The sequence below is a fragment of the Microbacterium fluminis genome, from assembly GCF_051549805.1.
Taxonomy (GTDB): Bacteria; Actinomycetota; Actinomycetes; order Actinomycetales; family Microbacteriaceae; genus Microbacterium.
In genome coordinates this window covers 1,361,883-1,385,597 of record NZ_CP196042.1, presented here as the reverse complement: position 1 = coordinate 1,385,597, position 23,715 = coordinate 1,361,883, and the positions used below count along the sequence as shown (strand labels likewise).

Sequence of the window (23,715 nt, the reverse complement as noted above, 5' to 3'; positions counted from 1 at the left end):
CGATCGGTTGCGTGAGCACGCGCAGAGCCACCATCACCGACGTCGCCCGGACGGCGGGCGTGTCGCCGTCGACGGCATCCGTGGTCTTCAGCGGCAAGACGCCGGTGTCGGATGCCACGCGCCGCCGCGTGCTCGATGCGGCGGCGACGCTCGGCTACACCGGACCCGACCCGCGTGCGGCGTCGCTGCGCCGCGGCCGCTCGGGCATCGTCGGCGTGGTGCTCGACCTCCACCTCGGTGCGGCGTTCCTCGATCCGGTGACCCGACTCACGATGGACGGGCTGACGGAATCCGTCGCTCCGCTCGGCGCGGGCCTGCTCCTGCTGCGCGACCGCTCCTCGGTCGCCGCCGAACGCGACGAGCCGGGGCCGACGCTCACGACCGCACCGCTCGATGCCGCCGTGCTGATGGGGTGCAGCGGTCTGCTGCGGGAATCTCTCGCGTCCGTGCGTGCGCGCGGCATCCCCGTCGTCGTCGTCGAAGGCGACGCGGGGTCCGACGTGCCGCAGATCCGACTCGACAACCGCGAGGCCCAGCGCCAGGCGGCCCACCACCTGCGCGGTCTCGGACACACCCGCGTGGCGGTGGTGACGCTGCCGCTCACCGACGAACGTGCCCGCGGGTGGGTGGGGGCCGACGCCGAGGCCGCCATCACCGTCGACGTCACCCGCGATCGCCTCGCCGGAGCGCGCGACGTCTACCCGGACGCGCCGCTGTGGGCGTCGGCGAGCAGCTCGATCGACGAAGGGGTGACGGCGGGTCGCGCGCTGTTCGCCGGCCCCGATCGCCCGACCGCCGTGCTGGCCCAGAGCGACCTGCTCGCCGCGGGCGTGATCCGCGCGGCCGAGGAAGGCGGACTGCGCGTCCCCGACGACGTCAGCGTCACCGGCTTCGACGGCGTCGTGGTCGACGGGCTCGCGCCCTACTCCCTCACCACCCTCGTGCAGCCCGCGTCGGAGAAGGGCCGGGCCGCGGGCGACGCCGTGGCCGCGATGCTCGACGGGCGGGACGCGGCATCCATCCTCTTCACCTGCACATTCCGCGAAGGGAACACGACCGGTCCGGCACCGCGCTGAGATCCCGCCGGACGAGGGCGCGCCGCCCCGCCGGTAGGATGGGGAGCAGACCCCGATCGCCCGAGCCGCGCCTCCCCCGCGCCGCCGACGACCACGAGGAGGCCTCCGGATGCTGGCACTCCTCGGCGCGTTCGCACTCCTCCCCCTCCTCCTGCCCTGGCTGGTGGCGCGCATCGGCGCGCGCGCCTTCTACGTGGCCGCCGCCCTCCCTCTGGTCGCGTTCGCGCACACGCTGTGGCTGACTCCGGCGGTGCAGAGCGGCGATGTGCCGTTCGAGGCATACGACTGGATACCCGCCCTCGGCGTGCAGCTGTCGATGCGGATGGACACGCTGTCGTGGCTGCTCACCCTCATCGTCACCGGCGTCGGCGCGCTCGTTCTCGTCTACTGCCGGTGGTACTTCCGGGGCAAGAGCGAAGGCGTCGGACAGTTCTCCGCGGTGCTGCTGGGCTTCGCGGGCGCGATGTACGGGCTCGTCCTGACCGACGACCTCGTGGTGCTGGTGATGCTGTGGGAGATCACGAGCATCCTGTCGTACCTGCTGATCGGCTTCTACCACCGCCGTGCCGGCAGCCGCCGCGCGGCGCTGCAGGCGCTGCTGGTCACCACCCTCGGCGGGCTGGTGATGCTGATCGGCGTCGTGCTCCTCGTCGTCGAGGCCGGCACCAGCAGCATCTCGGCGATCCTCGACCTGGCTCCGACGGGGTCGGTGGTCGACGCCGCGCTGATCCTGCTCCTGGTCGGCGCGCTCAGCAAGTCGGCGATCTTCCCGTTCCACTTCTGGCTGCCCGGAGCCATGGCCGCGCCCACGCCGGTCAGCGCCTACCTGCACGCCGCGGCGATGGTGAAGGCCGGCATCTACCTGATCGCGCGCCTCGCGCCGGTGTTCGCGATCGCCGAGCCGTGGCGTCCGATCGTGATCTCACTCGGCGTGTTCACGATGCTGCTCGGCGGCGTGCAGGCCCTCCGCGAAGCCGACCTCAAGCGCATCCTCGCGTTCGGCACGGTGAGCCAGCTGGGCCTGCTCACCGTCGTGCTCGGCTACGGCACGCAGGCCGCCGCGCTCGCCGGCCTCGCGCTGCTCCTCGGCCACGCGCTGTTCAAGTCCGCGCTGTTCCTCGTCGTCGGCGTCATCGACCGCCAGCTGTCCACCCGCGACATCGGCGATCTCAGCGGTGTCGGCCGGCAGGCCCCCGTCATGGCGGTGCTGTCGTTCGTGGCGGTCGCGTCCATGGTCGGCCTCATTCCGACGCTCGGGTTCGTCGGCAAAGAGGGTGCTCTCGCGGCGCTCCTGGCCGAGACCGAGGGCGGGTCGCCCTGGGGCCTGGTGGCTCTGTTGGGCGTGGTCCTCGGGTCGGTGCTCACCGCCGCGTACGGGTGCCGGTTCCTGTGGGGCGCGTTCTGGACGAAGAAGGATGCATCGGGCGCCCGGATGCCTCGCACCGAGTGGCCCGATCCACCCATCGGGTTCCTCGCCTCGCCCGTGCTGCTGGCCGCCCTCACGGTCGCCGCCGGGATCGGGGCATCGGCGCTCGACCCGCTGCTGCAGCCCTACGCCGAGACCGCGCCGGCCGCGACTCCCGGGGTCGCCGCACCCGACTACGCGGCGCATCTTGCGCTGTGGCACGGCTTCGAACCGGCGCTGTGGATCTCGCTCGCGTCGATCGCCCTCGGCATCGGCGTGTTCGTCCTCACCCGGGGATGGACAGCCCGCATGCGCATCCTGCCGTTCACCGCGACCGACGTCTACAACGGCGTGCTCCGGGGGGTCGCGCGCCTGTCGGTCGCCACGACCACGACGACGCAGCGCGGATCGCTGCCGCTGTACGTGGGCACCGTGTTCATCGTGTTCGTGGCCGCCGAGGGCACGGCCCTCATCGCCGGCTGGGGCAGCTGGGATGCCCGGCTCGACCTCTTCCAGACCCCGATGCAGCTCGTCGCGGCCCCGATCATGATCGTCGCCGGACTGATCGCGGTGCGGGCGCGCAAGCGGTACACGGGCGTCGTGCTGGTCTCGGTCACGGGCCTCGGCATGGTCCTGCTCTTCGCCACGAGCGGTGCGCCCGACCTCGCCCTCACGCAGATCCTGGTCGAGACGGTGACCCTGGTCGCCTTCGCGCTGGTGCTGCGCCGGATCCCCGCGCGCCTCGGCGAGCACAACGCCTCGGTGTGGCCGGTGGCCCGCGCGGTGCTGGCCGTCGCGGTCGGCGCGACGATGGCGGCGATCGCGGTCGTGGCCACCTCCGCCCGCATCACCACGCCGGTGTCCGAGCGCTTCCCGGACCTCGCCTATGAGCTGGGGCACGGCAAGAACGTCGTCAACGTCGCCCTCGTCGACCTGCGCGGCTGGGACACGATGGGCGAGCTGTCGGTGCTCATCCTCGCCGCGACGGGCGTGGCATCCCTCGTCTTCGTCACCCACCGCTCCGACACGCTCTCGGCCTTCACGAAGCCGCTCCCGCGTGCCGCCGCGCGCAACCGCCGTCCGCTGGTCGAGACCGACGACGGCGTGCGCCCCCGTACCGAGGGTGGCGGTAGCCAGCGGCAGGCGTGGCTCGTCGGCGGTCAGCGGGTCAAGCCGGAGAACCGCTCGATCCTCCTCGAGGTGATCGTGCGCATCCTGTTCCACACGATCATGGTCGTCTCGCTCTACCTGCTGTTCGCCGGCCACAACCTCCCCGGCGGAGGGTTCGCCGGCGGACTCGTCGCCGGAATGGCCCTGGTGATGCGCTACGTCGCGGGCGGGCGCTACGAACTCGGTGCCGCCGCGCCGACCGATGCCGGTCGACTCCTCGGTGTGGGGATGTCGCTGGCCGTGGCCTGCGCGGTCGTCCCGCTGCTGTTCGGGCTCGCACCGCTGACGAGCGCGTTCTTCGAGCTCGAGCTGCCGGTCATCGGGCACATCGAGTTCGTCACCTCGACGATCTTCGACATCGGCGTCTACCTCGTCGTCATCGGACTCGTGCTCGATGTGCTGCGCAGTCTCGGCGCCGAGGTCGACCGGCAGGCGCAGGCGCTCGTCGGCGACCCGCGGACGGGGGTGCGCGCCTGATGGATGTCTCGCTCGTGCTCATCGTGATCATGGGAGTGCTCTTCGCGTGCGGTGTCTACGCCATGCTCGAGCGCAGCCTCACGCGCGTGCTCATCGGCTTCCTGCTGCTGGGCAACGCCGCGAACCTCCTGCTGCTCATCGTGATGGGCCGGCCCGGCGTCGCGGCCTTCTTCGATCCCTCGGTGTCGGCCGAGCAGATGTCCGACCCGCTCCCGCAGGCGCTCACCCTGACCGCGATCGTCATCACGTTCGCCGTGTCGGCGTTCCTGCTGGCGCTCATCTACCGCTCGTGGCAGCTCGGTCAGGCCGACACCGTCGAAGACGACGCCGAAGACATCGCGGTGCGCGAGCGCGACGCCCTCGACGAGGACGCCATGGACGACGAGACCGAGATCGACGACGACGACGCGACCACCGACTTCGTCGGCGTGGAGACCTCCCCCATCACGATCGTGGGCAGCCGCGACTTCCCTGGGCTGCGCGATGACGCGCCGACCGACCGGCCGAGTCCTCCCGGCGGTCAGAACGGGGGCGAGCGATGAACGCCCTCGTCCCGCTGCTGGTGACGCTGCCCCTCGTCGGCGCCGCCGTCGCCCTCATCGCGGGGCGTCATCGCCGCACGCAGGTCGTCGTCTCGATCGTCACGCTCAGCCTCGTGCTCGTGATCGCCGCCGTGCTGCTGTACGCGGTCGACGTCGGCGACCAGCCGATCGCGGTGTCGGTGGGCGGTTGGCCGATCCCGTTCGGCATCGTGCTGTACGTCGACCGACTCGCCGCACTCCTCGTGGTGGTCTCGAGCATCGTGCTGCTGGCGGTGCTGCTGTTCTCCGTCGGACAGGGCGCCGCCGACGGAGACGACGACACGCCGGTCTCGATCTTCCACCCGTCGTACCTGATCCTCTCGGCGGGCATCTTCAACGCCTTCATCGCCGGCGACCTGTTCAACCTGTACGTCGGGTTCGAGATCCTGCTGGTGGCCTCGTACGTGCTCATCACGCTGGGCAGTACCGAGTCGCGCATCCGCGCCGGAGTCGTCTACATCGTGGTGTCGCTGGTGTCGTCGATCCTGTTCCTCGCCGCGATCGCAATGATCTACGGCGCGCTCGGAACGGTCAACATGGTGCAGCTGTCGGAGCGGATGGCCCAGCTGCCGCAGGAGACGCAGCTCGTGCTGCACATCATGCTGCTGCTGGCCTTCAGCATCAAGGCGGCCGTCTTCCCGCTGTCGTTCTGGCTGCCCGACTCGTATCCGACCGCGCCGGCTCCCGTCACGGCGGTGTTCGCGGGACTGCTGACGAAGGTCGGCGTGTACGCGATGATCCGCACCGAGACCGAGATCTTCCGCGACAACGACGTCAACACCCTCCTGCTGATCGTCGCGCTGGCGACCATGATCGTGGGCGTGCTGGGCGCGGTGGCGCAGGCCGAGCTGAAACGCATCCTGTCGTTCACGCTCGTGAGCCATATCGGGTACATGGTCTTCGGCCTCGCGGTCGCCACGCCCGCCGCGATCGGCGCCACGATCTACTACATGGTCCATCACATCGTGGTGCAGACCACCCTGTTCCTCGCGGTCGGCCTCATCGAGCGCCGCGCCGGCTCGACCTCGATCCTGCGCGTGAAGGGGCTGATGCGCGCCGCACCGGTGATCGCGGTGCTGTACTTCATCCCGGCGATCAACCTCGGGGGGCTCCCGCCGTTCTCGGGCTTCATCGGCAAGTTCGCGCTGTTCGACGCGGCGGCATCCGTCGGCACCCCACTCATGATGGTCCTGATCGTCGCGGGCATCGTGACGTCGCTGCTGACCCTGTACGCCCTGATGCGCGCGTGGAACCTGGCGTTCTGGCGCGAGGAGGACGACTCGGCCGAGACCGAGGCGCGCATCTCGTACCTCGGCGCCTCCCCGTCGGGCGTCGACACCGAGCGGCGCGTCATCCCGCGCATCATGACCACCGCGACGGCGGGCATGGTCGTCGTCACGATCGCACTCACCGTGTTCGCGGGTCCGCTGTACGCGGTGTGCGAGCGCATCGGCGCGGCGCTCCTCGAACCGGTGTCGCTGGTGCAGCTCGAGCAGGAGGCCGGGAAGTGAGCGCCGAGCGCCCGGTCGGCGTCACCAAGGGCCAGGTGTGGCGCCAGCTGCCGTTCTTCGTGTGGCTCGTCGCGCTGTGGATGCTGCTGTGGGGCCAGTTCACGATCGTCGCGTTCGTCTCGGGCGTGGTCGTGGCCGTCTTCGTCACCCGGGTGTACCGCCTGCCGCCGGTCGAGCTGTCCGGACGGGTCAACGTGTGGTGGGGCCTGGTGTTCGTGTTCGAGTTCATCGGGTCGCTCGTGCTCGGCTCGCTCACCGTCGCCTGGCAGGTGCTCGATCTGCGCCGTCAGCCCGGCACCGCCATCATCGCCGTGCCGCTGGTGACCGACGACGACCTGATCATGGCGCACACCGCGGTCACCGCATCCCTCATCCCCGGCTCGCTCATCCTCGAAGCCGACCGCGACCGCCGCATCCTCTACCTGCACGTCATCGGGGTGCGCTCGGCGCTCGACATCGAGAAGCAACGCGCGGGGGTGCAGCGGTGGGAGCGGCGCGTGGTGATGGCCGTCGGCTCGCGCGCTCAGGTGCAGAAGATCCGGGATGCCGCGGCCGCACCGCGCACGGGAGGTCGCGCATGAATCCGATACTGGTCGCGATCTACGTCGTGTTCGCCGTGGCCGCGCTCCTCACCGTCGTGCGGATCGTGCGGGGACCGTCGATCCTCGACCGCGCCGTGGCATCCGATGTGCTGCTCACCGAGGTGATCTGCGTGCTGGGCGCCGAGATGGCGATCAACCACCACACGCGTACGCTGCCGGTGCTGCTGGTGATCGCGGCGGTGGGCGTGTTCGGCTCGATCTCGATCGCGCGGTTCGTGGCGAGGAAGGACAACGCCGACCGTGGATGAGATCCTCGACGCCGTCTCGCTCGTGCTGATCCTGATCGGCGCGCTGCTGTGCCTGACCGCTGCGCTCGGGCTGCTGCGGTTCCGCGACGTGCCGACCCGCCTGCACGCCGCGACCAAGCCGCAGGTGCTCGGTCTCGTGCTGATCTGCCTGGCCATCGCACTGTCGCTGCGGTCGTGGGCGGTGGTCGCGTTCCTCGTGCCGGTGGTGCTGATCCAGCTGGCCACCGCGCCGCTGTCGGCGCACATGGTCGGGCGTCAGGCGTACCGCAACCGCAGCACCGACGAGCGCGACCTGCTCGTGGACGAACTGGCGGAGTCGCGCGAGACCCCGCCCGCCGCCGGCGGCTGAGACCTCGACATTCCTGTCGAACGGTCGCGACTCGCCGTTCGAGCGGTGGGGCGTGCGGCGTGTTGCGACCGTTCGATGGGGAGCCGGGTCAGTACCAGTTCATCGCCTGGGAGTGACCCCAGGCCGCGCACGGCGTGCCGTAGGCGCGCGAGATGTAGTCGAGGCCCCACGCCACCTGCGTCGCGGCGTTCGTGGCCCAGTCGGAACCCGCCGACGCCATCTTCGACCCGGGGAGGGCCTGCGGGATGCCGGTGGCCCCGCCGTCGGCGTTGTAGGCCTGGTAGTTCCAGTTGGACTCCTTGGTCCACAGCGAGTCGAGGCACGAGAACTGCCCGTCGCCCCAGCCGTAGCGCGCGGCCATCATCGTGCGGGCGGAGGCACGGGCGCCGTCGGGCGTGTTCGTCGCGGCGAGGGCCTGAGCCGCCGCGGCCTCGGCCGCAGCCTGGGCGGCTGCGGCGGCGGCCGCCGCGGCGTTGACGTCGGCCACCTTCTGCGCGACCTCGCCGGTGGAGGTGCGCACGAGACGCGTGAGCGCGGCGACCGAGGTCTCGGGCAGGCCCGGCGAGGCGTCGAGGTTCGCGATCTGCGTGTCGAGCACCGCGGTGTCGACCTTGCCGGCGGCGGACTGCTTCACCGCGCGGGCCATCGCGACGTAGAGCGAGGCATCCGCGTCCACGTCGCGCTGCGGCGCGGCGGCGGCCGAGCGCTCGGCGGGGGTGACGACCGCGGCCACGGCCGAGGCGGTGTTCAGGACGACGCCGCCGACGGCGGCGAGGGCGATGGCGGCGACGGCGAGACGGGTTTTCGTGCGCGCGGAAGTGCGTGAGAGCACGGGACTCCAATGATCGGGCTTCCCTGCGGCGCCTCCCTCGGGTCGGGAGGTGGGCAGGCGTGCGAGACGCGCCCGGGCAGGCTGGCAGGCCTCACCGATTCCGGGCCCGGGGGGGAAGGTCCGGATCGGCGGAGGCATCCGCCGCCGCACCTTCGGGTGGCGCCGCGACGGACCGGTCCACGGTAGAGCCCGTTTCTGGGCGAGTCCTCCAAAAGTCCTTGCGATCGCATGGACACCGTCCACAATCGCCGGCGCGGATCAACCGATCAGGCTGGGCTGCAGGTCGCGCAGGGTGCGTCGATGGGTCATGCGGGTGACGCCGATCGCGGCGAGCACCAGCGCGCCGATCAGCCACGCGCCCAGCACCAGCAGGTCGCCGCCGACACGGCTGAGGTCGCCGCCGTACATCACCTGCCGCATCGCATCGACGACGTAGCCCATCGGCAGCACGTGGTGCAGTCCCGCCAACGGCGCCGGCAGCGTCTGCCACGGGAACGTGCCACCGGCCGTGACCAGCTGCAGCACCATCAGCACGAGCCCGAGGAATTGCCCGACCGATCCCAGCCACACGTTCAGCGCCAGGATGATCGCCGCATACGTGAACGACGCCAGGACCAGGATGCCGAGGGTCGCGGCGGGGTTCGCGAAGGAGAAGCCGAGCGCGAGGGCGAGCACCCCGAACAGGCCGAGCATCTGCAGCGCGCCGAACAGGGCGGGGGTCGCCCAGCCGGCGAGGGTCACGCGCAGCGGCGAGTGCAATGCCGTCACGGCACGCCGGGAGACCGGCTTCACGATGAGGAAGAGCGCGTAGATACCGATCCACCCGGCCAGCGCGGCGAAGAACGGGGCGAGACCGGCGCCGTAGTTCTGCGCGGGGGCGAGGGTCGCGGCATCCACCGACACCGGCGCGGACAGGGTCGCGGCCTGGGCCTGACGGGTGGCGGCGTCGGTGTCGGGCAGCCGCGCGACGCCGGCGTCGAGACCGGACTTCAGCTGCTGAGCGCCGTCGGCGAGCTGCGCCAGGCCGCCGTCGAGGGCGCCGAGGCCGGTCGAGAGCTGCGCCGCGCCGTCGGCGGCGCTCGCCGCACCGGACGCCAGCGATGCGCTGCCGTCCGAGACCTGCTGCGCGCCCACGGAGACCTGCTGCGCTCCCGCGTCGAGCCGGTCGATCTGGGCGACCGCGCCCTGCACGCGCGCATCGACGGTGCTCACCCGCTGCCCGATCGGGTCGAGCGTGGCGAGCACGCGATCGATCGTGGCCGGATCCACCCCCTGCTGGGCGAGCAGCTGCGCGATGTCGGCGCGCGCCTGCGGCACCGCGGCCGTGACATCGGCGGCGGCCGTGCCCACGCGCTGGGCGATCGCGTCGAGCTGCCCGGTGCCCTGGGCGACCTGACCGGCGCCGTCGGCGACCTGCGCGGCGCCGCCGGCGAGGGATGCCGCGCCGTCGCGCAGCTGCGCGGTGCCCGCCGTCAGCTGCTGCGCGCCGGCGATGAGCTGCCCGGCCCCGGAGCGGGCCGTGCCGAGCCCGTCCACGAGCTGCCCGGCGCCGGAGGCGGCGTCCGTCAGCTGCACCCGGATGGTGTTCAGCGCGTCGAGCAGCGCCAATCCGGTCTCGCTGACGACCTTCTCGGTGACGGTGGTCCGGATGCGCTCGACCGCCTGCTTCCCGATCGTCGTGGCGAGGTAGTTGTTCGCGTCGTTGGTGCGCAGCTGGAGCGTCGCCGCGCGGGGAGCCGAGGTCGCGATCGACGAGATCGCCGAGGTGAAGTCGGCAGGCACCTCCACCGAGAAGTCGAACGTGCCGTCGTCCAATCCTGCGGCGGCGGTGGCGGCATCCACTCGTCTCCAGTCGAACGTGCCGCTGTCCAGGAGCTGCTGGGCCACCTCGTCGCCGAGGTTGCGGGGGGTGCCGTTGAGGTCGGCACCGGCATCGTCGACGACGAGCGCGACCGGCACCTGCGACAGGCGGCCGTACGGGTCCTGGTTCGCCCACAGGTAGAGCCCGCCGTAGAGGATCGGCACGGCGACGAGTGCGACGAGCGCGATCACCGACATGCGGGTGGCGGTGAGGCGGCGGAACTCCGCCGCGATCATGGCCGGAACCTTCATGCCCGCTCCCCCTCGGTCTCGGCGTTCGCAGCCGGCCGAGCGGCGCGCGGCGCCTGAGACAGCGTGGCTCCGCCGCTCTGCGCCCACGAGGCCTGGCGCTCGTCGAGCTCGCCCAGCGCGGCGCCCAGCGCGGCCTCCGTCGCGGCGATCTCGGCGATCGCGTCCTGGTGGTCGATCGCCCATTCCGACGCGCGCCCCGCGATTGCCAGCACAGCCATGCCGCGATCGGCATATTCCTGCAGAAGTCGCCACCAGACCAGCGGCTCGCCCCCGTGACGATCGGGCGAGACCACGACGAGGCCTTCCACGCCGTCCCGGAGGAGGGCGAGCTCGCACAGCATCCGCAGCCGCTCCCCCGGTGACACGTCGGCGACCGCCGTCCCGGACAGGTCGCGGTAGCCGAGCTCGTCGAGCCAGCGCCGCGCCGAGATCGGATCGGCCCGTCGCCCCGCGAACATCAGCTCCTCGCCGACCAGGCCCGCGACCGACACGTTCGGCGCGGGATCGCACACGTCGGGTGCGTCGACCAGCGCGACCCGGCGACGCAGGGCCGAGGCATCCGACGCCCCGTCGATCGTGACGGAACCCGAATCGGGACGCATGCGGCCCGCGGCGATGAGACCCAGCACCGTCGGCCGCTGCTCGGTCTCCGCGACGGCGAGCGTCGCGCGTCCGGAACGGTAGGCGACGGATGCCGCGGGCAGCGCGGCTCCGCGACGGCCCTTCGAAACGGCGTCGAGCACGATGCGCATCAGTCCTCCTCGAGGATCGCGGGGTGGGCGGCGAGGAGCTCGACGCCGTCGCGCCAGGAGAGCCCGGCGATGCTGAGGGTGGCGCGCACGGCCAGCGAGCGCGCGTCGGGGGAGGAGGCGTCGACGCGCGTGATGACGGTGCGCGCCGCCTCCTCGACGAGACGGGCGAGCGTCGGCAGTGCGACATCGGTGCGCAGCGTGCCGTCGTCCTGTCCGCGACGCACGATGGCGACCACCGCGCGACGCAACGGCGCGAGGGCGTCGGCGGTCTCCTGCACGTGCGCGTCGTCGAGCACGATCGCCGCGAGGACCTGCACGTGGGATGCCTCGGCCCACAGCAGGGACGCGAGCCGCGCCAGGGCGACGCGGGCGTCGGTGTCGTCGACACGGGCGGCGATGTCGTTGAACCGCTGCGCCCCGGCGGAGATCACGTCGCGGATGAGCGCGTCGCGATCGGCGAAGTGGCCGTACAGCGCGCGCCGCGACAGGCCGGCGCTGCGGGCGATCGTATCGATCGAGGCGCGGGGGTCGCTGCCGATCGTCTCGGTCGCGGCCGCGAGGATGCCCGCGCGGTTGTCGACCGCGTCACGGCGCGGCCGGCGGACGGGAGAGGTGGTGGTCACGACTCCGAGTCTACGACAAGTTGCACAGTGATGTGCAATTTGATGAACGGTCGCCCGCCCTGTTCAGTCGTCCTGCTCGGTCGGGCGCATCAGGATCTCGTTCACCGTCTGGTGCCGCCGACGACTCACCATGAAGCGGATCGCGTCGGCGACGTCCTGCGCCTGCAGGGGCTCCATCGCGGCCATCCTGCTCTGCTGCGCGTCGCGGATCTCGGGCCTCAGGTGGTCGCGGAGCTCGGTCGCGACGGCGCCCGGCTCGATCAGCCCCACGCGCAGGTGACGCTTGCTGAACTCCTGCCGGAACGACTCGCTGAACGCGCCGACCCCGTGCTTGGTGAGGTTGTAGACGCCCGAGCCGCGCTTGACCTGGCGGCCCGCGGTCGAGGAGATGTTCACGACGTCGGCGACGCGTCGCGGATCCCGCTCCGCGGCCGCGAGCAGATGGGGGAGCGCGGCCTTGGTCATGGTCAGCAGCGCCGTGAGGTTGAGGTCGACCATGCGATCCCACTCGTCGATCGGGGCGTCCTCGATCGGTCCGAGCAGCATGATCCCTGCGTTGTTCACCAGGATGTCGAGGCGGCCGAGCTCGGAGACGGTGCGAGCGACGGCATCCTGCGCCTGCGCGCGGTCGGTGATGTCGGCCTCGATCGCGAGGGCCGTGCCGCCGGCGGCGGCGATCTGCGCCGCCAGGTCGGCGAGTCGATCGCCACGGCGCGCGACCAGCGCGACCGCCGCGCCCTCGCCGGCGAGCGTGCGAGCCGTGGCGTGGCCGATGCCGCTCGAGGCTCCGGTGACGAGGGCGACCGTTCCCTGCAGACTGCTCATACCGTCAGGCTATGCCCGGGCGTCAGTCGGTGCCGAGGTCGAAGGCGGAACCCTCGGATGCCACGTCCACCGCGTCGGCGAGTGCCGTGCCCTCGGCGCTCAGCGACTCGGCGCGCTCGGTGATCTCGTCGGACGCCCCCGGCTCGAGGGAGCCGACGAGGTCGCCCGTGGCGCCGCCGATGAGCCCGAGGCCCGCGTACTGTTCGAGCCGCGCACGGGAGTCGGCGATGTCGAGGTTGCGCATGGTCAGCTGCCCGATGCGGTCGGTCGGACCGAACGCGGCATCTCCCACCCGCTCCATCGACAGCTTCTCGGGGGAGTACGACATGCCCGAGGCCACGGTGTCGAGGATCGTGTAGTCCTCGCCGCGGCGCAGGCGCAGGGTCACGGTGCCCGAGATCGTCGACCCCACCCACTTCTGGATCGACTCCCGCAGCATGAGCGACTGCGGCTCGAGCCAACGGCCCTCGTACATCAGGCGCCCGAGGCGCCGCCCCTGCTCGTGGTAGGTCGCGAGAGTGTCCTCGTTGAGGATCGAGTTCACCAGGCGCTCGTAGGCGATGAAGAGCAGCGCCATTCCGGGGGCCTCGTAGATGCCGCGGGACTTCGCCTCGATGATGCGGTTCTCGATCTGGTCGCTCATGCCGAGGCCGTGCCGCCCGCCGATGCGGTTGGCCTCGAAGACCAGCGCCACCGGGTCGGGATACTCGACGCCGTTCAGCGCGACCGGCCGCCCGCCGTCGAACGTGACGGTGACGTCCTCCGTCGCGATCTCTACCGAGGCATCCCAGAAGCGCACGCCCATGATGGGTTCCACGGTCTCGAGCGAGACGTCGAGGTGCTCGAGCGTCTTCGCCTCGTGCGTCGCGCCCCAGATGTTGGCGTCGGTCGAGTAGGCCTTCTCGGCGGAGTCGCGGTAGGGGAAGCCGTGGGCCACGAGCCAGGCCGACATCTCCGCCCGGCCGCCGAGCTCGGTGACGAAGTCGGCGTCGAGCCACGGCTTGTAGATGCGCAGGGCGGGGTTGGCGAGCAGCCCGTAGCGGTAGAACCGCTCGATGTCGTTGCCCTTGTAGGTGGACCCGTCGCCCCAGATGTCGACGCCGTCCTCCTTCATGGCCCGCACGAGCAGCGTGCCGGTGACCGCGCGGCCCAGCGGCGTGGTGTTGAAGTAGGTGCGTCCCCCCGAGCGGATGTGGAAGGCACCGCACGACAGGGCACCGAAGCCCTCCTCGACGAGCGCGCGCTTGGCGTCGACGATGCGCGCGACCTCCGCACCGTACTCGAGCGCGCGACCCGGGATCGCGTCGATGTCGTCCTCGTCGGGCTGACCGAGGTCGCCGGTGTACGTGCACGGGATGGCGCCCTTGTCGCGCATCCACGCGACGGCCACCGACGTGTCGAGGCCTCCGGAGAAGGCGATGCCGACGCGCTCGCCGACGGGCAGGGACTGGAGGACCTTCGACATGCCTCCGAGTTTAGTTGCGACGGATGCCTCGCCCCGCGCCGTGACGGGACACGGGCCGTGTGACAGACTTCCTCACAGCCGAGCGTCGGATTCTCACGAAGGTCGGATCGCATGACCGCAGCGCCTCCAGTCGTCCCCCGTCGATCCCCCGTGCGCCGCGCCGTCCGGGCCGCGCTCGCCGCGCTGCCCGCCCTCGACGCCACGTTCACCAGCGACTCGCGCAGCGGTCAGGTGGGGCTCATCTCCGGCGCGAGCACGTGGCTGCCGGAGGGCACCGCGGTCGGTGCGAAGTACGGCACGAGCCGCGATCAGGCCTACGTCAACCTCCGTCCGCGCGCCGACACCCCCACCGGCTCGTCGACCACGACCTACACGTTCGCGAAGCCCACTCCGGTCTCGGGCTGGACGTTCGTGCTCGGCGACATCGACGCCGACCAGGTGCAGATCCGCGCGGTGGGTCCCGACGGGACGGCACTGGCGGCATCCGCTCTCGGATTCCGCGGCGGTTTCAACTACTGCGCGCCAGGCGTCGCGGGCAAGCCGTCGTGCACCGGCAGCGCCACCGACGTGCCCACGTGGGACCCCGCGACCCTCACCCTCACCGGCAACGCGGCGGCCACCGACACCGCCGGCGCGTCGGCGTGGTTCGAGCCGAACCAGCCGATCTCGTCGCTGTCGTTCGTCTTCACCCGCCGCTCCGGCCTGCCGGTCTACCAGACCTGGTTCGCCACCCTGGCGCGCGACATCACCGGCACGGTGACCGACCAGAACGCGGGCACGGGCGCGGGGTCGGTCACGGTGCGACTGCTCGACGCCACCGGCGCGGTGATCACGACCACGACGACGGATGCCTCGGGCGCCTACTCCTTCGCGGGGGTCACCGCGACGAGCGGCTACACCGTCGAGGTCGTCCCGCCGGCCGGGCGCATCGCGGTCGGACCCACGCGGGCGGCGGCCGATCTCACCACGACGGATGCGGTCGTGCCGTTCGTGATCCGCGACATCATCCCTGTGCCGGTATCGGGCACGGTGACCGGCGGCGGGGCGCCGCTCGGTGGCGTGGTGGTCACCCTGACCGACGGGGTCACGACCCTGACCACCACCACCGCCAGCGACGGCTCCTACCTCTTCGACACCGTGGGGGTGGGCACGTGGACCGCGACCGTCACCCCGCCCGCTGGGTATTCGGCCGGAACCGGACCGGGCCCGATCGTGGTGCCGCCGGGTGTCGAGGATCCGATCACCGGCCAGAACTTCGCGCTCGTGGCCAACCCGACGCTCAGCGGCCGCGTGACCGCCGGACCGAACGGTGTCGCGGGCGTGACGGTGACCGCGGTGAGCGGCGCCGACACCTTCACCACCGTGACGGCCGCCGACGGGAGCTACCGCTTCCCGCGCATCCCGGCCGGATCGTACGACGTGACGATCACCGCCCCGCCGGGCTACACGGCGCCCGCTCCCACGCAGACCGTGGCGCTCGCCGGGGACGCCACCGCCGACTTCGTGCTCGACCCCGTGCGCACCGGCGTCGTCTCGGGCACGGTCACCGACTCCGGCGGAGCGCCGATCGCCGGCGCGACCGTCACGGTCGCGGGACCCGGGGGCCCGACCACGCTCACCACGGGCGCCGACGGGTCGTACTCGCTCGACGGCCTCGCGGCGGGCAGCTACACGGTGACCCTCGCTGTGCCGGCCGGCTACCAGGCCACAGGGCCACTCGCGCAGACGGTGACGATCACGGCCGCGGGCGAGACCCGAGACGTCTCGTTCGTGCTCGCCGCGACCCCGACACCCACCCCGACCCCGACCCCGACGCCCTCGCCGTCGGCCACCACCGCTCCGGCCGGCACGGGCGACGGCGGCACGCTCCCCGCGACCGGGGTCGTCGGCGACATGCGCGCACCCGTGCTCGGTGGCGCGATCGCCGTGATGCTGGGCGTCGCCCTCGTCGGCGTCGGTCGACTCTCGGTGCGCCGCGGCCGCTGACCCCCGCCTTCGGGCGCGAGGGGACGCAGATGGACGTCCTCCCGCACCGGGGCACGACGATCTGCGTCCCTTCGGTCGAGGACGTCAGCTGATCGGATCGTCGACTCAGGCGGCGTCGACGGCTCGGCCCCGTCGGCGGCCGACCCACACGGTGCCGGCGCCGATCGCGATGATCGCCACCGCGATGCCGATGATGTAGAGGACGACGGTGCCGTAGCCGTTGTCGAAGTTGTGCGGGTTGAGGAACGGGTAGGGGTACCACCAGTGGTCGCCGGTGCTCGGATTGATCACGAGCGGTCCGCGGATGAGCGTGTAGACGACCCACACGATCGGGAAGATCGCGATGATCCCGACGGTCTTCCAGGGCAGTGCCCGACGGTGCGGGCCGACGAAGAGGTCGACCAGCAGGAACAGCGGCGCCACGAGGTGCAGGGTCTCGTTGGACCACGGGATCGGCTCGGTGCCGGGGTACAGCTGTACGCCCCGCAGCAGCGCGTTGTAGACGATGCCCGTGATGATTATGTAGGTCGAGACCGACACGAGCGCCACGGCCAGACCGCGCGGCTCGACCCGCGGGCCGTCACCGCGTCGGGCTCCCGCGACGTGCCAGCCGACCACGAGCAGCAGCACGACCGCGGCGGCCGCGTTGGAGAGGATCGTGAAGTAGCTGAAGAAGTTCGTGCCCACCACGGCCACGTCGTCGCCGCGGCCCGCCGCGCGCGACATCGATTCGATCAGCTGCGCCACGATCGCCGCGATCATGGTCACCGCCATCGCTGCGCGCAGGACGGACCAGACGGTGGACCAGAGCGGTGTGCGCAGCATGCGCCCACCATATCGGCGGCTGCGCCGGGCTGTCTCGATAGGATGGCATGTCAGCGTCCGCGACACGGGGGAGCACCCATGCCAGGCATCGTCATCGTCGGAGTGCAATGGGGGGACGAGGGCAAGGGCAAGGCCACCGATCTCCTCGGCGAGCGCACCGACTGGGTCGTCAAGTTCAACGGCGGCAACAACGCCGGTCACACGGTCGTCATCGGCGACGAGAAGTACGCCCTGCACCTGCTGCCCTCCGGCATCCTCTCGCCCGGGGTGAACGCCGTCATCGGCAACGGCGTCGTGGTCGACCTCGAGGTGCTGTTCGCCGAACTCGAAGCCCTCAACGCCCGCGGGGTGGACACCAGCCGGCTCAAGCTGAGCGCCAACGCGCACATCATCACGCAGTACCACCGCACCCTCGACAAGGTGACCGAGCGCTTCCTCGGCAAGCGCATGATCGGCACCACCGGTCGAGGCATCGGACCCACCTACGCCGACAAGATCAACCGCGTGGGCATCCGCGTGCAGGATCTCTTCGACGAGAACATCCTGCGCCAGAAGGTGGAGGGCGCCCTCGACCAGAAGAACCACCTGCTCGTGAAGGTCTTCAACCGCCGGGCGATCACGGTCGACGAGGTCGTCGAAGATCTCCTGTCCTACGCCGATCGCATCAGCAGCATGGTGTGCGACACCGGGCTGCTGCTCAATCAGGCACTGGATGCCGGCGATGTCGTCGTGTTCGAGGGCGGCCAGGCCACGATGCTCGACATCGACCACGGCACCTACCCGTTCGTCACCTCGTCGTCGGCGACCGCCGGCGGCGCGGCCACGGGCTCGGGCGTCGGTCCGAACCGGCTCGACCGCATCGTGGGCATCGTGAAGGCGTACACGACCCGCGTGGGGTCGGGCCCGTTCCCGACCGAGCTGTTCGACGAGAACGGCGACTTCCTGCGCTCCCGGGGGTTCGAGTTCGGCACGACCACCGGCCGTCCGCGCCGGGTCGGCTGGTACGACGCGCCGATCACGCGGTACGCGACGCGGATCAACGGCATCACGGATCTGGTCCTGACGAAGCTCGACATCCTCACCGGGCTGGAGCAGATCCCAGTGTGCGTCGCCTACGACGTCGACGGCCGGCGGTTCGACGAGGTCCCGGTGAACCAGTCCGACTTCCACCACGCCACCCCGATCCTCGAGTACTTCCGCGGCTGGAGCGAGGACATCTCCTCGGCGCGCGCGTTCGACGAGCTGCCGCAGGCGGCGCAGGACTATGTGCTCGCGCTCGAGGCGATGAGCGGCACCCGTATCTCGGTGATCGGAGTGGGAGCCTCCCGCGACGCGGTGATCGTGCGTCACGACCTCGTCGACTGATGAGGTTCTGGCTCGGCGGCTACGGCGCCGACGGCGGCGGGGATGCCGCGGGCATCGGCACGCTCGTGGCGGGTGCGGCCGACGCACCCCTGGCCGGGGGCGCGCTCGCGTTCGCGGGGACGGTCGCGACCGCCCCGTCGCCCTCGTGGGTGGCGCAGCATCCGTCCGTCGATGTCGTCTACGCCACGCTGGAGTACGACGGCGCGGTCGCGGCCTTCCGACGCACCGGCGAAGCGTCGTTCGCGCCCCTGGGCGCGCCGGTCGCGGTGGGCGCCGCGGTGTGCCACGCCGTGGTCGCGCCCGACGGCGGGTTCCTCGTCGCGAGCTGCTGGGGCGACGGCCGGGTCGTGCGGGTGGCGCTGGACGCCGCCGGCGCGCCCACGGCCGCGGTACTCGGAGCGGCCGCCGTCGATCCCCACGCCGGCCCCGTCGATCCGTTCGCCGCGGTGCATGCCGAATCGGGAATGGATGCCTCGACCCGCGCGATGGAGGCCGAGCTCGCCGCCGCGGCACGGTCGCTGCGCGCCGCGGTGGGCGACGAGTTCGCACACCTGGTGCTGGGCTACGACGCGCCCTCGGAGGATGCCGAACCCGAGGAGTCGGGGGAGGAGGCATCCGCCGCTCGCGTGTCGCGGGCGCACGCCGCCGTTGTCCTGGACGACGGGCGCATCGCCACGACCGATCTCGGGTTCGACCTGGTGCGCATCTGGCGGCCGACGCCCGGAGGACTGCGGCTCGACGCGGAGGTGGTGCTGCCCTTCGGCACCGGCCCCCGTCACCTCGTGCGGCATCCGAGCGGGCACCTGCACGTCGTGACCGAGTACTCGTGCGAGGTGTTCACGCTCGGCCGCGATCGCGACGGGCGGTGGCGGCTGCTCGGCGGCGTTCCCGCCTCGGCCCTGCCCGCCGACGGCGACAGCGCCGCGGAGCTCGCGATGTCCCACGACGGCGAGTTCCTCTACGCGGGACTGCGCGGGTCGAACACGATCGCGACGCTGCGCGTGCGCGGGGCGGGCGAGCGCCTCGAGCGCGTCGCGCTCGTCGACGCCGGCGTCGACTGGCCACGGCATCACCTCGTGGTGCGCGACACGCTCCTGGTGGCCGGGCAGCGGTCTAACGACGTGGTCTCGCTCACCCTCGACACCCGCACCGGCGTGCCCGGGCGGGTGCGCTCGCGCGCCGAGACCCCGGCGCCCACCCGCATCCTGCCGGCCCGCTAGAGCTTGGCATCCTGCCGGGGGATGAGCACCTGTTTCACGATCAGCAGGATCGACGCGGTGACGGGGATGGCGACGAGCGCCCCGAGAAGGCCCAGGAGCGTGCCGCCGACGAGGGCCCCGATCACCACGAGCGATCCAGGGATCGAGATCGCCCGGCTCATGACACGCGGTGTGAGCACGTATGCCTCGAGTTGCATGTAGATGAGGTAGACGAGCGCGAAGATGATCGCCGCGACCGGGCTGGTGAACAGGGCGAGCACCGACGCGGTGCCCCAGTAGAGCACCGAGCCGACGAGCGGGATCAGGGTGATGAGGAACGCGAGCACCGCCATCAGCGCGGGGAACGGCAGCTGCAGGAACGCGTGCAGCGCGAACGCGACGATCGAGTTGATGAACGCGAGGATCACCATGCCCATGAGGTACGACCCCACCGAGTCGGCGATCTCGTCCGTGAGGTCGGCGACCCGCGCGCGGTTGCGGGCCGGTACCAGGCGGTAGAACGCCGCCTTCATCGTCTCGAGCGACGCGACGAAGTACAGCGTCAGCACGAGCACGATGACGACACCCGAGATGCCGGAGAAGATGCCGACACCCACCTGGAGCGCACCGCCGCCGATCGCGGCCAGGTTGCTGGGGTTGGTGAGGAACGTCTGGAGGTCGCCGATCAGCGTGTTCAGTCCCTCTCCGAACATGCCCTCCAGCCAGTGGTACGCATCGGTCTGCATGAATGCCCGGATCGTGGCGGGGATGTCTCGCACGAACGACGAGATCTGGGCGATGACGGTCGGCAGGATCAGCCACAGGATGCCGACCAGCACGATCGCGAGACCCGCGAACACGATCACGATGCCCCAGACGCGCTTCACTCCGCGGCGCTCGAGCCACTTCACGATCGGGTCGAGGCCGAGCGCGGCGAACAGCGCGAACGCGATGTAGATGATGACGGTCGACAGGTTCGACACCGCGAGACCGAGCACGACGGCCGCGAGTGCACCGAGGGCGAGTCCGAAGCCGACCGTGAAGGGGCTGGCCAGCCGGCCCCAGAACACCCGTCCCGCGGGCGCCTCGTCGGCGGAGACGGCGATGGATGCCTCGCTCCCGGCCGCAGCGTCGGAGGGGGACGGCTGCGCGGCCGCCGGCTGGTTCTCACTCATGGTCACACTCTAGGGCGACGCCCGTCACCCCGACGGGAGACGGCGACGGTCGCCGCCCGCGATATCGTCGGAGGGCCAGAGGAGGACGATCATGACCGAGACCGCCGACCCGATCCAGACGCTGCACCGGCTGCGCGCCAGCATCGACAACATCGACGCCGCGCTGATCTTCATGCTCGCCGAGCGCTTCCGCTGCACGCAGCAGGTCGGGGAGCTGAAGGCGGTCCACGGGATGCCTCCCTCCGACCCCGACCGCGAGAAACGTCAGATCGCGCGGCTCCGCAGCCTCGCGGAGGACGCCGACCTCGACCCGGAGTTCGCCCAGAAGTGGTTCACGTTCGTGGTGGCAGAGGTCATCCACCACCACGAGCGCGCGGCCGAGAACCGCTGAGTCCTCCGCCGAACCGTCACGACTCGCCGAACGCACGGCGCCGCGTCAGCGGTCCGGCACGATTGTCTGCGACAGGTGACCTGTGTCGGTGTCGTAGGTCGTGATGTTCCACACCGGGACTCCGCCGGATTCCTGTCGTCGGAGCTCGATCAGTCGAGGGTTGGGGTAGACCTCACCCGAGAGGCGTGCAGCTTGATAGGCGCCGATGCCACCCCCGGCCACCTCGGCGGGCGTCAGGGTGACGTGTCGTTCCTGGATCACCTTCAGGGTGCTGGCGTCGAACAACGACTCCCGCCCACGATCGGGTTCCGTGACCGTTTCACCCAGGATGTCGCGCCCCGGGTCGACGCTCCGCACGCGCCACTGCCAACGCGACTCGACGTACTCGAGCCGAAGCCCGACGATCGGGCCCGCGGACGTCACCCCTTCGAAGCCGTCGAGCCAGTCTGAGGGCCACGCGACCGCCCACGGGACACCTTCCACCGGATAGCCGTCGCCGACGCTCGGCACCGGCTCGGGAAACGGTGCCGCGCACCCGGCGAGCACGAGCGCGGCGCACGCGAGGACCCCGCCCACGAGTGTGCGTGTCCGTGTCCGCATCGTTGCTCCTCGACGAATCCCCCTCACTCTAAGTCACCGGGCACGCCGTGACCTCGGCTTCACCGAACGGTCACGACTCGCCGCGCGCGTGGCGCCTCCAGCGACGTGGTGCGACTGTTGGGCGGGCGAGAGAGCAGCGCTGAGCCCTACGGCGTCGTGCGGCGCAGCACCCCGTAGGACGCCGCGGACAGCACCACCGTGGCGCCCAGCATCCCGAATCCGACGCCCTGCGGGCCTTGCGCGCCGACCCAGTCGAACGTGCTCGTCCAGGTGCCGGTGGCGATGAGGATCCAGCCGAGCCCGACGACGCCGAGGGCCAGCACGACCAGGGCCACGGTCAGCCAGAGCGTGCCCCAGCGCTTGTAGATCGCGGCCGCCGTGTAGCCGATCGTGAAGAACAGCAGTGCTGCGCTGAAGTAGATCAGCAGCGTGACGAACCACGGTCCGTCGGTCAGCCACGGGATGCGGAAGAAGAAGCCGTTGCGGCCGTAGCCGTTCGTGGCCTCCTCGACGAGCCCGCCCAGGGTGAAGAGGACGGCGAGGATGATCGAGGTGAGCGCCGCGGTGGCGAGGGTGCCGAGGTGGAACTCGCGGCGGGTCACGCCCATCGCCTGCGAGAACGGGAAGCTCAGCGCGAGCGCATAGATCCCGACGACGAGGAAGTACCACAGCGGAGCCTGCGCCGCCCCGCCGATCTTGGGCTCGTCGCCCGGGACCATGAAGATGACGGCCAGCATGAGCACGAACGCGCCGCCCAGGATGATGAGCGGGATCCACACGAACGTCTGGCGGTTCACCAGCTGCATGCGGACGACGTTGAGCGTGCGGTTCATCGTGACACCTCCGAGAGGTCGGTCGGACGGTCGGCGCGCTGGGAGAGGCGCACCACGAGCTGCTGCAGCGAGACGGGGCCGACGTCGAGGCCCGCCGCGCCGAGCGCCGCACGGTCGGCGGGCGTCAGCGCCCCCAGCACGGTGACGCTCGAGACGCGGCCGAGCGACTCGCGGTGGATGACCTCGCGACCCGCGACGAACGCCTCGACGGCGTCGGCGTCGCCGATGATCGTTGCGGCCGAGTCGCGCAGCGCATCGGTCTCGTCGTCGACGATCACCCGGCCCTGGTCGACGACGATCACCCGCTCGATGAGATGCGAGACCTCGTCGATGAGGTGCGACGAGAGGATCACCGTGCGCGGATGCGCGGCGTAGTCCTCCACCAGGCGGTCGTAGAAGATCTGGCGCGCGACGGCGTCCAGCCCCAGATACGGCTCGTCGAAGAATGTGATCTCCGCCCGCGAGGCGAGTCCGATGATCACGCCCACGGCCGACAGCTGTCCGCGTGAGAGCTTCTTGATGCGGCGCTTCATCGGCAGCCGGAACTCCTGGACCAGACGATCGGCGAAACCCTGATCCCACCGCGGGAAGAAGATGCGCGCCATCTTCAGCGCATGCGCGGGCGTCGCGTCGTCGGGGTACTTCTGTCCCTCCCGCACGAAGCACAGCCGCTGCAGCACGTGCGCCCGCTCGTAGGGATCCTCGCCGAAGACGCGCACCTCGCCGGACGTGGCGAAGTTCTGCGCCGTGAGGATCGACATGATGGTGGTCTTGCCGGCGCCGTTGCGTCCGAGCAGGCCGTAGATGGTGTCGGCCCGGATCGAGAAGCTCACGTCGTCGGCCGCGCGCACGCCGCCGTAGACCTTCGTGAGGTGACGCACATCGATGACGGTGTCGGTCATCGTCGGTTCCCTTCGTGGGTGTCGGATGCCTCGGCCGCGCGTTCGCGCAGCAGCCGGGCGATGTCGTCGGTCGTGAGCCCGAGCGTGCGGGCTTCGGCCAGCAGAGGGGTGATGAAGCGTTCCGCGAACGCCGTGCGGCGGTCCGCGAGCAGGATGTCGCGCGCCCCGTCGCCGACGAACATGCCGACGCCCCGTCGCTTCACGAGCACGCCCTTGTCGACGAGCATGTTGACCCCCTTGGCCGCGGTGGCGGGGTTGATGCGATAGAAGGCGGCGAGCTCGTTCGTGGACGGCGCCTGCGACCCTTCGGGCAGGCTGCCGTCCACGATGGAGTCCTCGACGCTCTCCGCGATCTGCAGGAAGAGCGCCCGACCTTCTTCGATCACATCGACCTCGTTCGTTGGTTAGTTA

At 71.1% G+C, this 23,715-nt stretch carries 23 protein-coding genes; 11 read left to right on the top strand and 12 right to left on the bottom strand.

The features are described from left to right. Nucleotides 1-11: 11 nt before the first annotated feature. The 7 genes from ACSJDX_RS06545 (at nt 12) to mnhG (ending at nt 7,419) form a co-directional block, all read left to right on the top strand. Complete coding sequence (locus tag ACSJDX_RS06545) at nt 12-1,076, top strand: LacI family DNA-binding transcriptional regulator (protein ID WP_438354739.1); 1,065 nt, start codon at nt 12-14, stop codon at nt 1,074-1,076. Nucleotides 1,077-1,185: 109 nt separating this feature from the next. Next, nucleotides 1,186-4,128 carry a Na+/H+ antiporter subunit A gene (locus ACSJDX_RS06540; RefSeq protein ID WP_438354738.1) on the top strand — a complete coding sequence of 981 codons (2,943 nt, stop codon included), beginning with the start codon at nt 1,186-1,188 and terminating at the stop codon, nt 4,126-4,128. Continuing rightward, nucleotides 4,128-4,670: a Na(+)/H(+) antiporter subunit C gene (locus ACSJDX_RS06535; protein ID WP_438354737.1), complete on the top strand. Its 543-nt coding sequence runs from the start codon at nt 4,128-4,130 to the stop codon at nt 4,668-4,670. The genes ACSJDX_RS06540 and ACSJDX_RS06535 overlap by 1 nt, the downstream gene beginning before the upstream one ends. Beyond that, on the top strand, nt 4,667-6,220 hold the full coding sequence (locus ACSJDX_RS06530) for a Na+/H+ antiporter subunit D (protein ID WP_438354736.1): 1,554 nt from the start codon (nt 4,667-4,669) through the stop codon (nt 6,218-6,220). The genes ACSJDX_RS06535 and ACSJDX_RS06530 overlap by 4 nt, the downstream gene beginning before the upstream one ends. Further along, nucleotides 6,217-6,801 carry a Na+/H+ antiporter subunit E gene (locus ACSJDX_RS06525; RefSeq protein WP_438354735.1) on the top strand — a complete coding sequence of 195 codons (585 nt, stop codon included), beginning with the start codon at nt 6,217-6,219 and terminating at the stop codon, nt 6,799-6,801. Before ACSJDX_RS06530 ends, ACSJDX_RS06525 begins: the two co-directional genes overlap by 4 nt. After that, nucleotides 6,798-7,070, top strand: a complete 273-nt coding sequence (locus tag ACSJDX_RS06520; protein WP_438354734.1) for a monovalent cation/H+ antiporter complex subunit F — start codon at nt 6,798-6,800, stop codon at nt 7,068-7,070. Before ACSJDX_RS06525 ends, ACSJDX_RS06520 begins: the two co-directional genes overlap by 4 nt. Beyond that, nucleotides 7,063-7,419: a monovalent cation/H(+) antiporter subunit G gene (gene mnhG / locus ACSJDX_RS06515; protein WP_438354733.1), complete on the top strand. Its 357-nt coding sequence runs from the start codon at nt 7,063-7,065 to the stop codon at nt 7,417-7,419. The genes ACSJDX_RS06520 and mnhG overlap by 8 nt, the downstream gene beginning before the upstream one ends. 88 nt (nt 7,420-7,507) lie before the next feature. Here mnhG and ACSJDX_RS06510 read toward each other — a convergent pair whose 3' ends face one another. From ACSJDX_RS06510 to argG, 6 genes are all read right to left on the bottom strand, one after another. Then, nucleotides 7,508-8,251 (bottom strand): phospholipase, encoded by a 744-nt coding sequence (locus tag ACSJDX_RS06510; RefSeq protein ID WP_438354732.1) that lies wholly within the window; start codon nt 8,249-8,251, stop codon nt 7,508-7,510. A 258-nt stretch (nt 8,252-8,509) separates the two neighbouring features. Continuing rightward, nucleotides 8,510-10,363, bottom strand: coding sequence for a YhgE/Pip family protein (locus ACSJDX_RS06505; RefSeq protein ID WP_438354731.1), 1,854 nt, complete (start codon nt 10,361-10,363; stop codon nt 8,510-8,512). Continuing rightward, entirely contained in the window at nt 10,360-11,115 is a 756-nt protein-coding gene (locus ACSJDX_RS06500) for a hypothetical protein (RefSeq protein WP_438354730.1), read from the bottom strand. Before ACSJDX_RS06500 ends, ACSJDX_RS06505 begins: the two co-directional genes overlap by 4 nt. Continuing rightward, on the bottom strand, nt 11,115-11,738 hold the full coding sequence (locus ACSJDX_RS06495; RefSeq protein WP_438354729.1) for a TetR/AcrR family transcriptional regulator: 624 nt from the start codon (nt 11,736-11,738) through the stop codon (nt 11,115-11,117). The genes ACSJDX_RS06500 and ACSJDX_RS06495 overlap by 1 nt, the downstream gene beginning before the upstream one ends. 63 nt (nt 11,739-11,801) lie before the next feature. Beyond that, nucleotides 11,802-12,563, bottom strand: coding sequence for an SDR family NAD(P)-dependent oxidoreductase (locus tag ACSJDX_RS06490; protein ID WP_438354728.1), 762 nt, complete (start codon nt 12,561-12,563; stop codon nt 11,802-11,804). Between the two features lie 22 nt (nt 12,564-12,585). Continuing rightward, nucleotides 12,586-14,028, bottom strand: a complete 1,443-nt coding sequence (argG, locus tag ACSJDX_RS06485; protein WP_438354727.1) for an argininosuccinate synthase — start codon at nt 14,026-14,028, stop codon at nt 12,586-12,588. A 111-nt stretch (nt 14,029-14,139) separates the two neighbouring features. On the opposite strand from argG, the gene ACSJDX_RS06480 reads away from it, so the two are divergent. Beyond that, nucleotides 14,140-16,014, top strand: coding sequence for a carboxypeptidase regulatory-like domain-containing protein (locus ACSJDX_RS06480; RefSeq protein WP_438354726.1), 1,875 nt, complete (start codon nt 14,140-14,142; stop codon nt 16,012-16,014). Nucleotides 16,015-16,119: 105 nt separating this feature from the next. On the opposite strand, the gene ACSJDX_RS06475 is transcribed toward ACSJDX_RS06480, so the two are convergent. Further along, nucleotides 16,120-16,839: a Pr6Pr family membrane protein gene (locus ACSJDX_RS06475; protein WP_438354725.1), complete on the bottom strand. Its 720-nt coding sequence runs from the start codon at nt 16,837-16,839 to the stop codon at nt 16,120-16,122. Nucleotides 16,840-16,917: 78 nt separating this feature from the next. On the opposite strand from ACSJDX_RS06475, the gene ACSJDX_RS06470 reads away from it, so the two are divergent. Both ACSJDX_RS06470 and ACSJDX_RS06465 read left to right on the top strand, forming a co-directional pair. Next, complete coding sequence (locus ACSJDX_RS06470; protein ID WP_438354724.1) at nt 16,918-18,204, top strand: adenylosuccinate synthase; 1,287 nt, start codon at nt 16,918-16,920, stop codon at nt 18,202-18,204. Next, nucleotides 18,204-19,424: a lactonase family protein gene (locus tag ACSJDX_RS06465; protein ID WP_438354723.1), complete on the top strand. Its 1,221-nt coding sequence runs from the start codon at nt 18,204-18,206 to the stop codon at nt 19,422-19,424. Before ACSJDX_RS06470 ends, ACSJDX_RS06465 begins: the two co-directional genes overlap by 1 nt. Here the strand turns inward: ACSJDX_RS06465 and ACSJDX_RS06460 are convergent. Then, a complete protein-coding gene (locus ACSJDX_RS06460) occupies nt 19,421-20,578 on the bottom strand; it encodes an AI-2E family transporter (RefSeq protein ID WP_438354722.1) in 1,158 nt (385 codons plus the stop codon). The two genes, ACSJDX_RS06465 and ACSJDX_RS06460, sit on opposite strands and share 4 nt — an antisense overlap. 91 nt (nt 20,579-20,669) lie before the next feature. On the opposite strand from ACSJDX_RS06460, the gene ACSJDX_RS06455 reads away from it, so the two are divergent. After that, nucleotides 20,670-20,969: a chorismate mutase gene (locus ACSJDX_RS06455; RefSeq protein WP_438354721.1), complete on the top strand. Its 300-nt coding sequence runs from the start codon at nt 20,670-20,672 to the stop codon at nt 20,967-20,969. A gap of 45 nt (nt 20,970-21,014) precedes the next feature. On the opposite strand, the gene ACSJDX_RS06450 is transcribed toward ACSJDX_RS06455, so the two are convergent. From ACSJDX_RS06450 to ACSJDX_RS06435, 4 genes are all read right to left on the bottom strand, one after another. Then, nucleotides 21,015-21,515: a hypothetical protein gene (locus tag ACSJDX_RS06450; RefSeq protein ID WP_438354720.1), complete on the bottom strand. Its 501-nt coding sequence runs from the start codon at nt 21,513-21,515 to the stop codon at nt 21,015-21,017. 200 nt (nt 21,516-21,715) lie between these two features. Beyond that, the gene (locus ACSJDX_RS06445; RefSeq protein ID WP_438354719.1) at nt 21,716-22,402 is read right to left on the bottom strand and encodes a hypothetical protein; all 687 of its coding nucleotides are present in this window, start codon (nt 22,400-22,402) and stop codon (nt 21,716-21,718) included. Then, the gene (locus ACSJDX_RS06440) at nt 22,399-23,304 is read right to left on the bottom strand and encodes an ABC transporter ATP-binding protein (RefSeq protein ID WP_438354718.1); all 906 of its coding nucleotides are present in this window, start codon (nt 23,302-23,304) and stop codon (nt 22,399-22,401) included. Before ACSJDX_RS06440 ends, ACSJDX_RS06445 begins: the two co-directional genes overlap by 4 nt. After that, a complete protein-coding gene (locus ACSJDX_RS06435; RefSeq protein WP_438354717.1) occupies nt 23,301-23,690 on the bottom strand; it encodes a GntR family transcriptional regulator in 390 nt (129 codons plus the stop codon). Before ACSJDX_RS06435 ends, ACSJDX_RS06440 begins: the two co-directional genes overlap by 4 nt. Nucleotides 23,691-23,715: the final 25 nt, after the last annotated feature.

Excerpts from the sequence above, each read along its gene's own strand:
- ACSJDX_RS06445 (WP_438354719.1), bottom strand. The coding sequence starts at position 22,402 with ATGAACCGCACGCTCAACGTCGTCCGCATGCAGCTGGTGAACCGCCAG.
- ACSJDX_RS06480 (WP_438354726.1), top strand. The coding sequence starts at position 14,140 with ATGACCGCAGCGCCTCCAGTCGTCCCCCGTCGATCCCCCGTGCGCCGC.
- ACSJDX_RS06490 (WP_438354728.1), bottom strand. The coding sequence starts at position 12,563 with ATGAGCAGTCTGCAGGGAACGGTCGCCCTCGTCACCGGAGCCTCGAGC.
- ACSJDX_RS06455 (WP_438354721.1), top strand. The coding sequence starts at position 20,670 with ATGACCGAGACCGCCGACCCGATCCAGACGCTGCACCGGCTGCGCGCC.
- ACSJDX_RS06530 (WP_438354736.1), top strand. The coding sequence starts at position 4,667 with ATGAACGCCCTCGTCCCGCTGCTGGTGACGCTGCCCCTCGTCGGCGCC.
- ACSJDX_RS06475 (WP_438354725.1), bottom strand. The coding sequence starts at position 16,839 with ATGCTGCGCACACCGCTCTGGTCCACCGTCTGGTCCGTCCTGCGCGCA.
- ACSJDX_RS06535 (WP_438354737.1), top strand. The coding sequence starts at position 4,128 with ATGGATGTCTCGCTCGTGCTCATCGTGATCATGGGAGTGCTCTTCGCG.
- ACSJDX_RS06470 (WP_438354724.1), top strand. The coding sequence starts at position 16,918 with ATGCCAGGCATCGTCATCGTCGGAGTGCAATGGGGGGACGAGGGCAAG.
- ACSJDX_RS06500 (WP_438354730.1), bottom strand. The coding sequence starts at position 11,115 with ATGCGCATCGTGCTCGACGCCGTTTCGAAGGGCCGTCGCGGAGCCGCG.
- ACSJDX_RS06520 (WP_438354734.1), top strand. The coding sequence starts at position 6,798 with ATGAATCCGATACTGGTCGCGATCTACGTCGTGTTCGCCGTGGCCGCG.
- ACSJDX_RS06460 (WP_438354722.1), bottom strand. The coding sequence starts at position 20,578 with ATGAGTGAGAACCAGCCGGCGGCCGCGCAGCCGTCCCCCTCCGACGCT.
- ACSJDX_RS06540 (WP_438354738.1), top strand. The coding sequence starts at position 1,186 with ATGCTGGCACTCCTCGGCGCGTTCGCACTCCTCCCCCTCCTCCTGCCC.
- ACSJDX_RS06440 (WP_438354718.1), bottom strand. The coding sequence starts at position 23,304 with ATGACCGACACCGTCATCGATGTGCGTCACCTCACGAAGGTCTACGGC.
- argG (WP_438354727.1), bottom strand. The coding sequence starts at position 14,028 with ATGTCGAAGGTCCTCCAGTCCCTGCCCGTCGGCGAGCGCGTCGGCATC.
- ACSJDX_RS06505 (WP_438354731.1), bottom strand. The coding sequence starts at position 10,363 with ATGAAGGTTCCGGCCATGATCGCGGCGGAGTTCCGCCGCCTCACCGCC.
- ACSJDX_RS06465 (WP_438354723.1), top strand. The coding sequence starts at position 18,204 with ATGAGGTTCTGGCTCGGCGGCTACGGCGCCGACGGCGGCGGGGATGCC.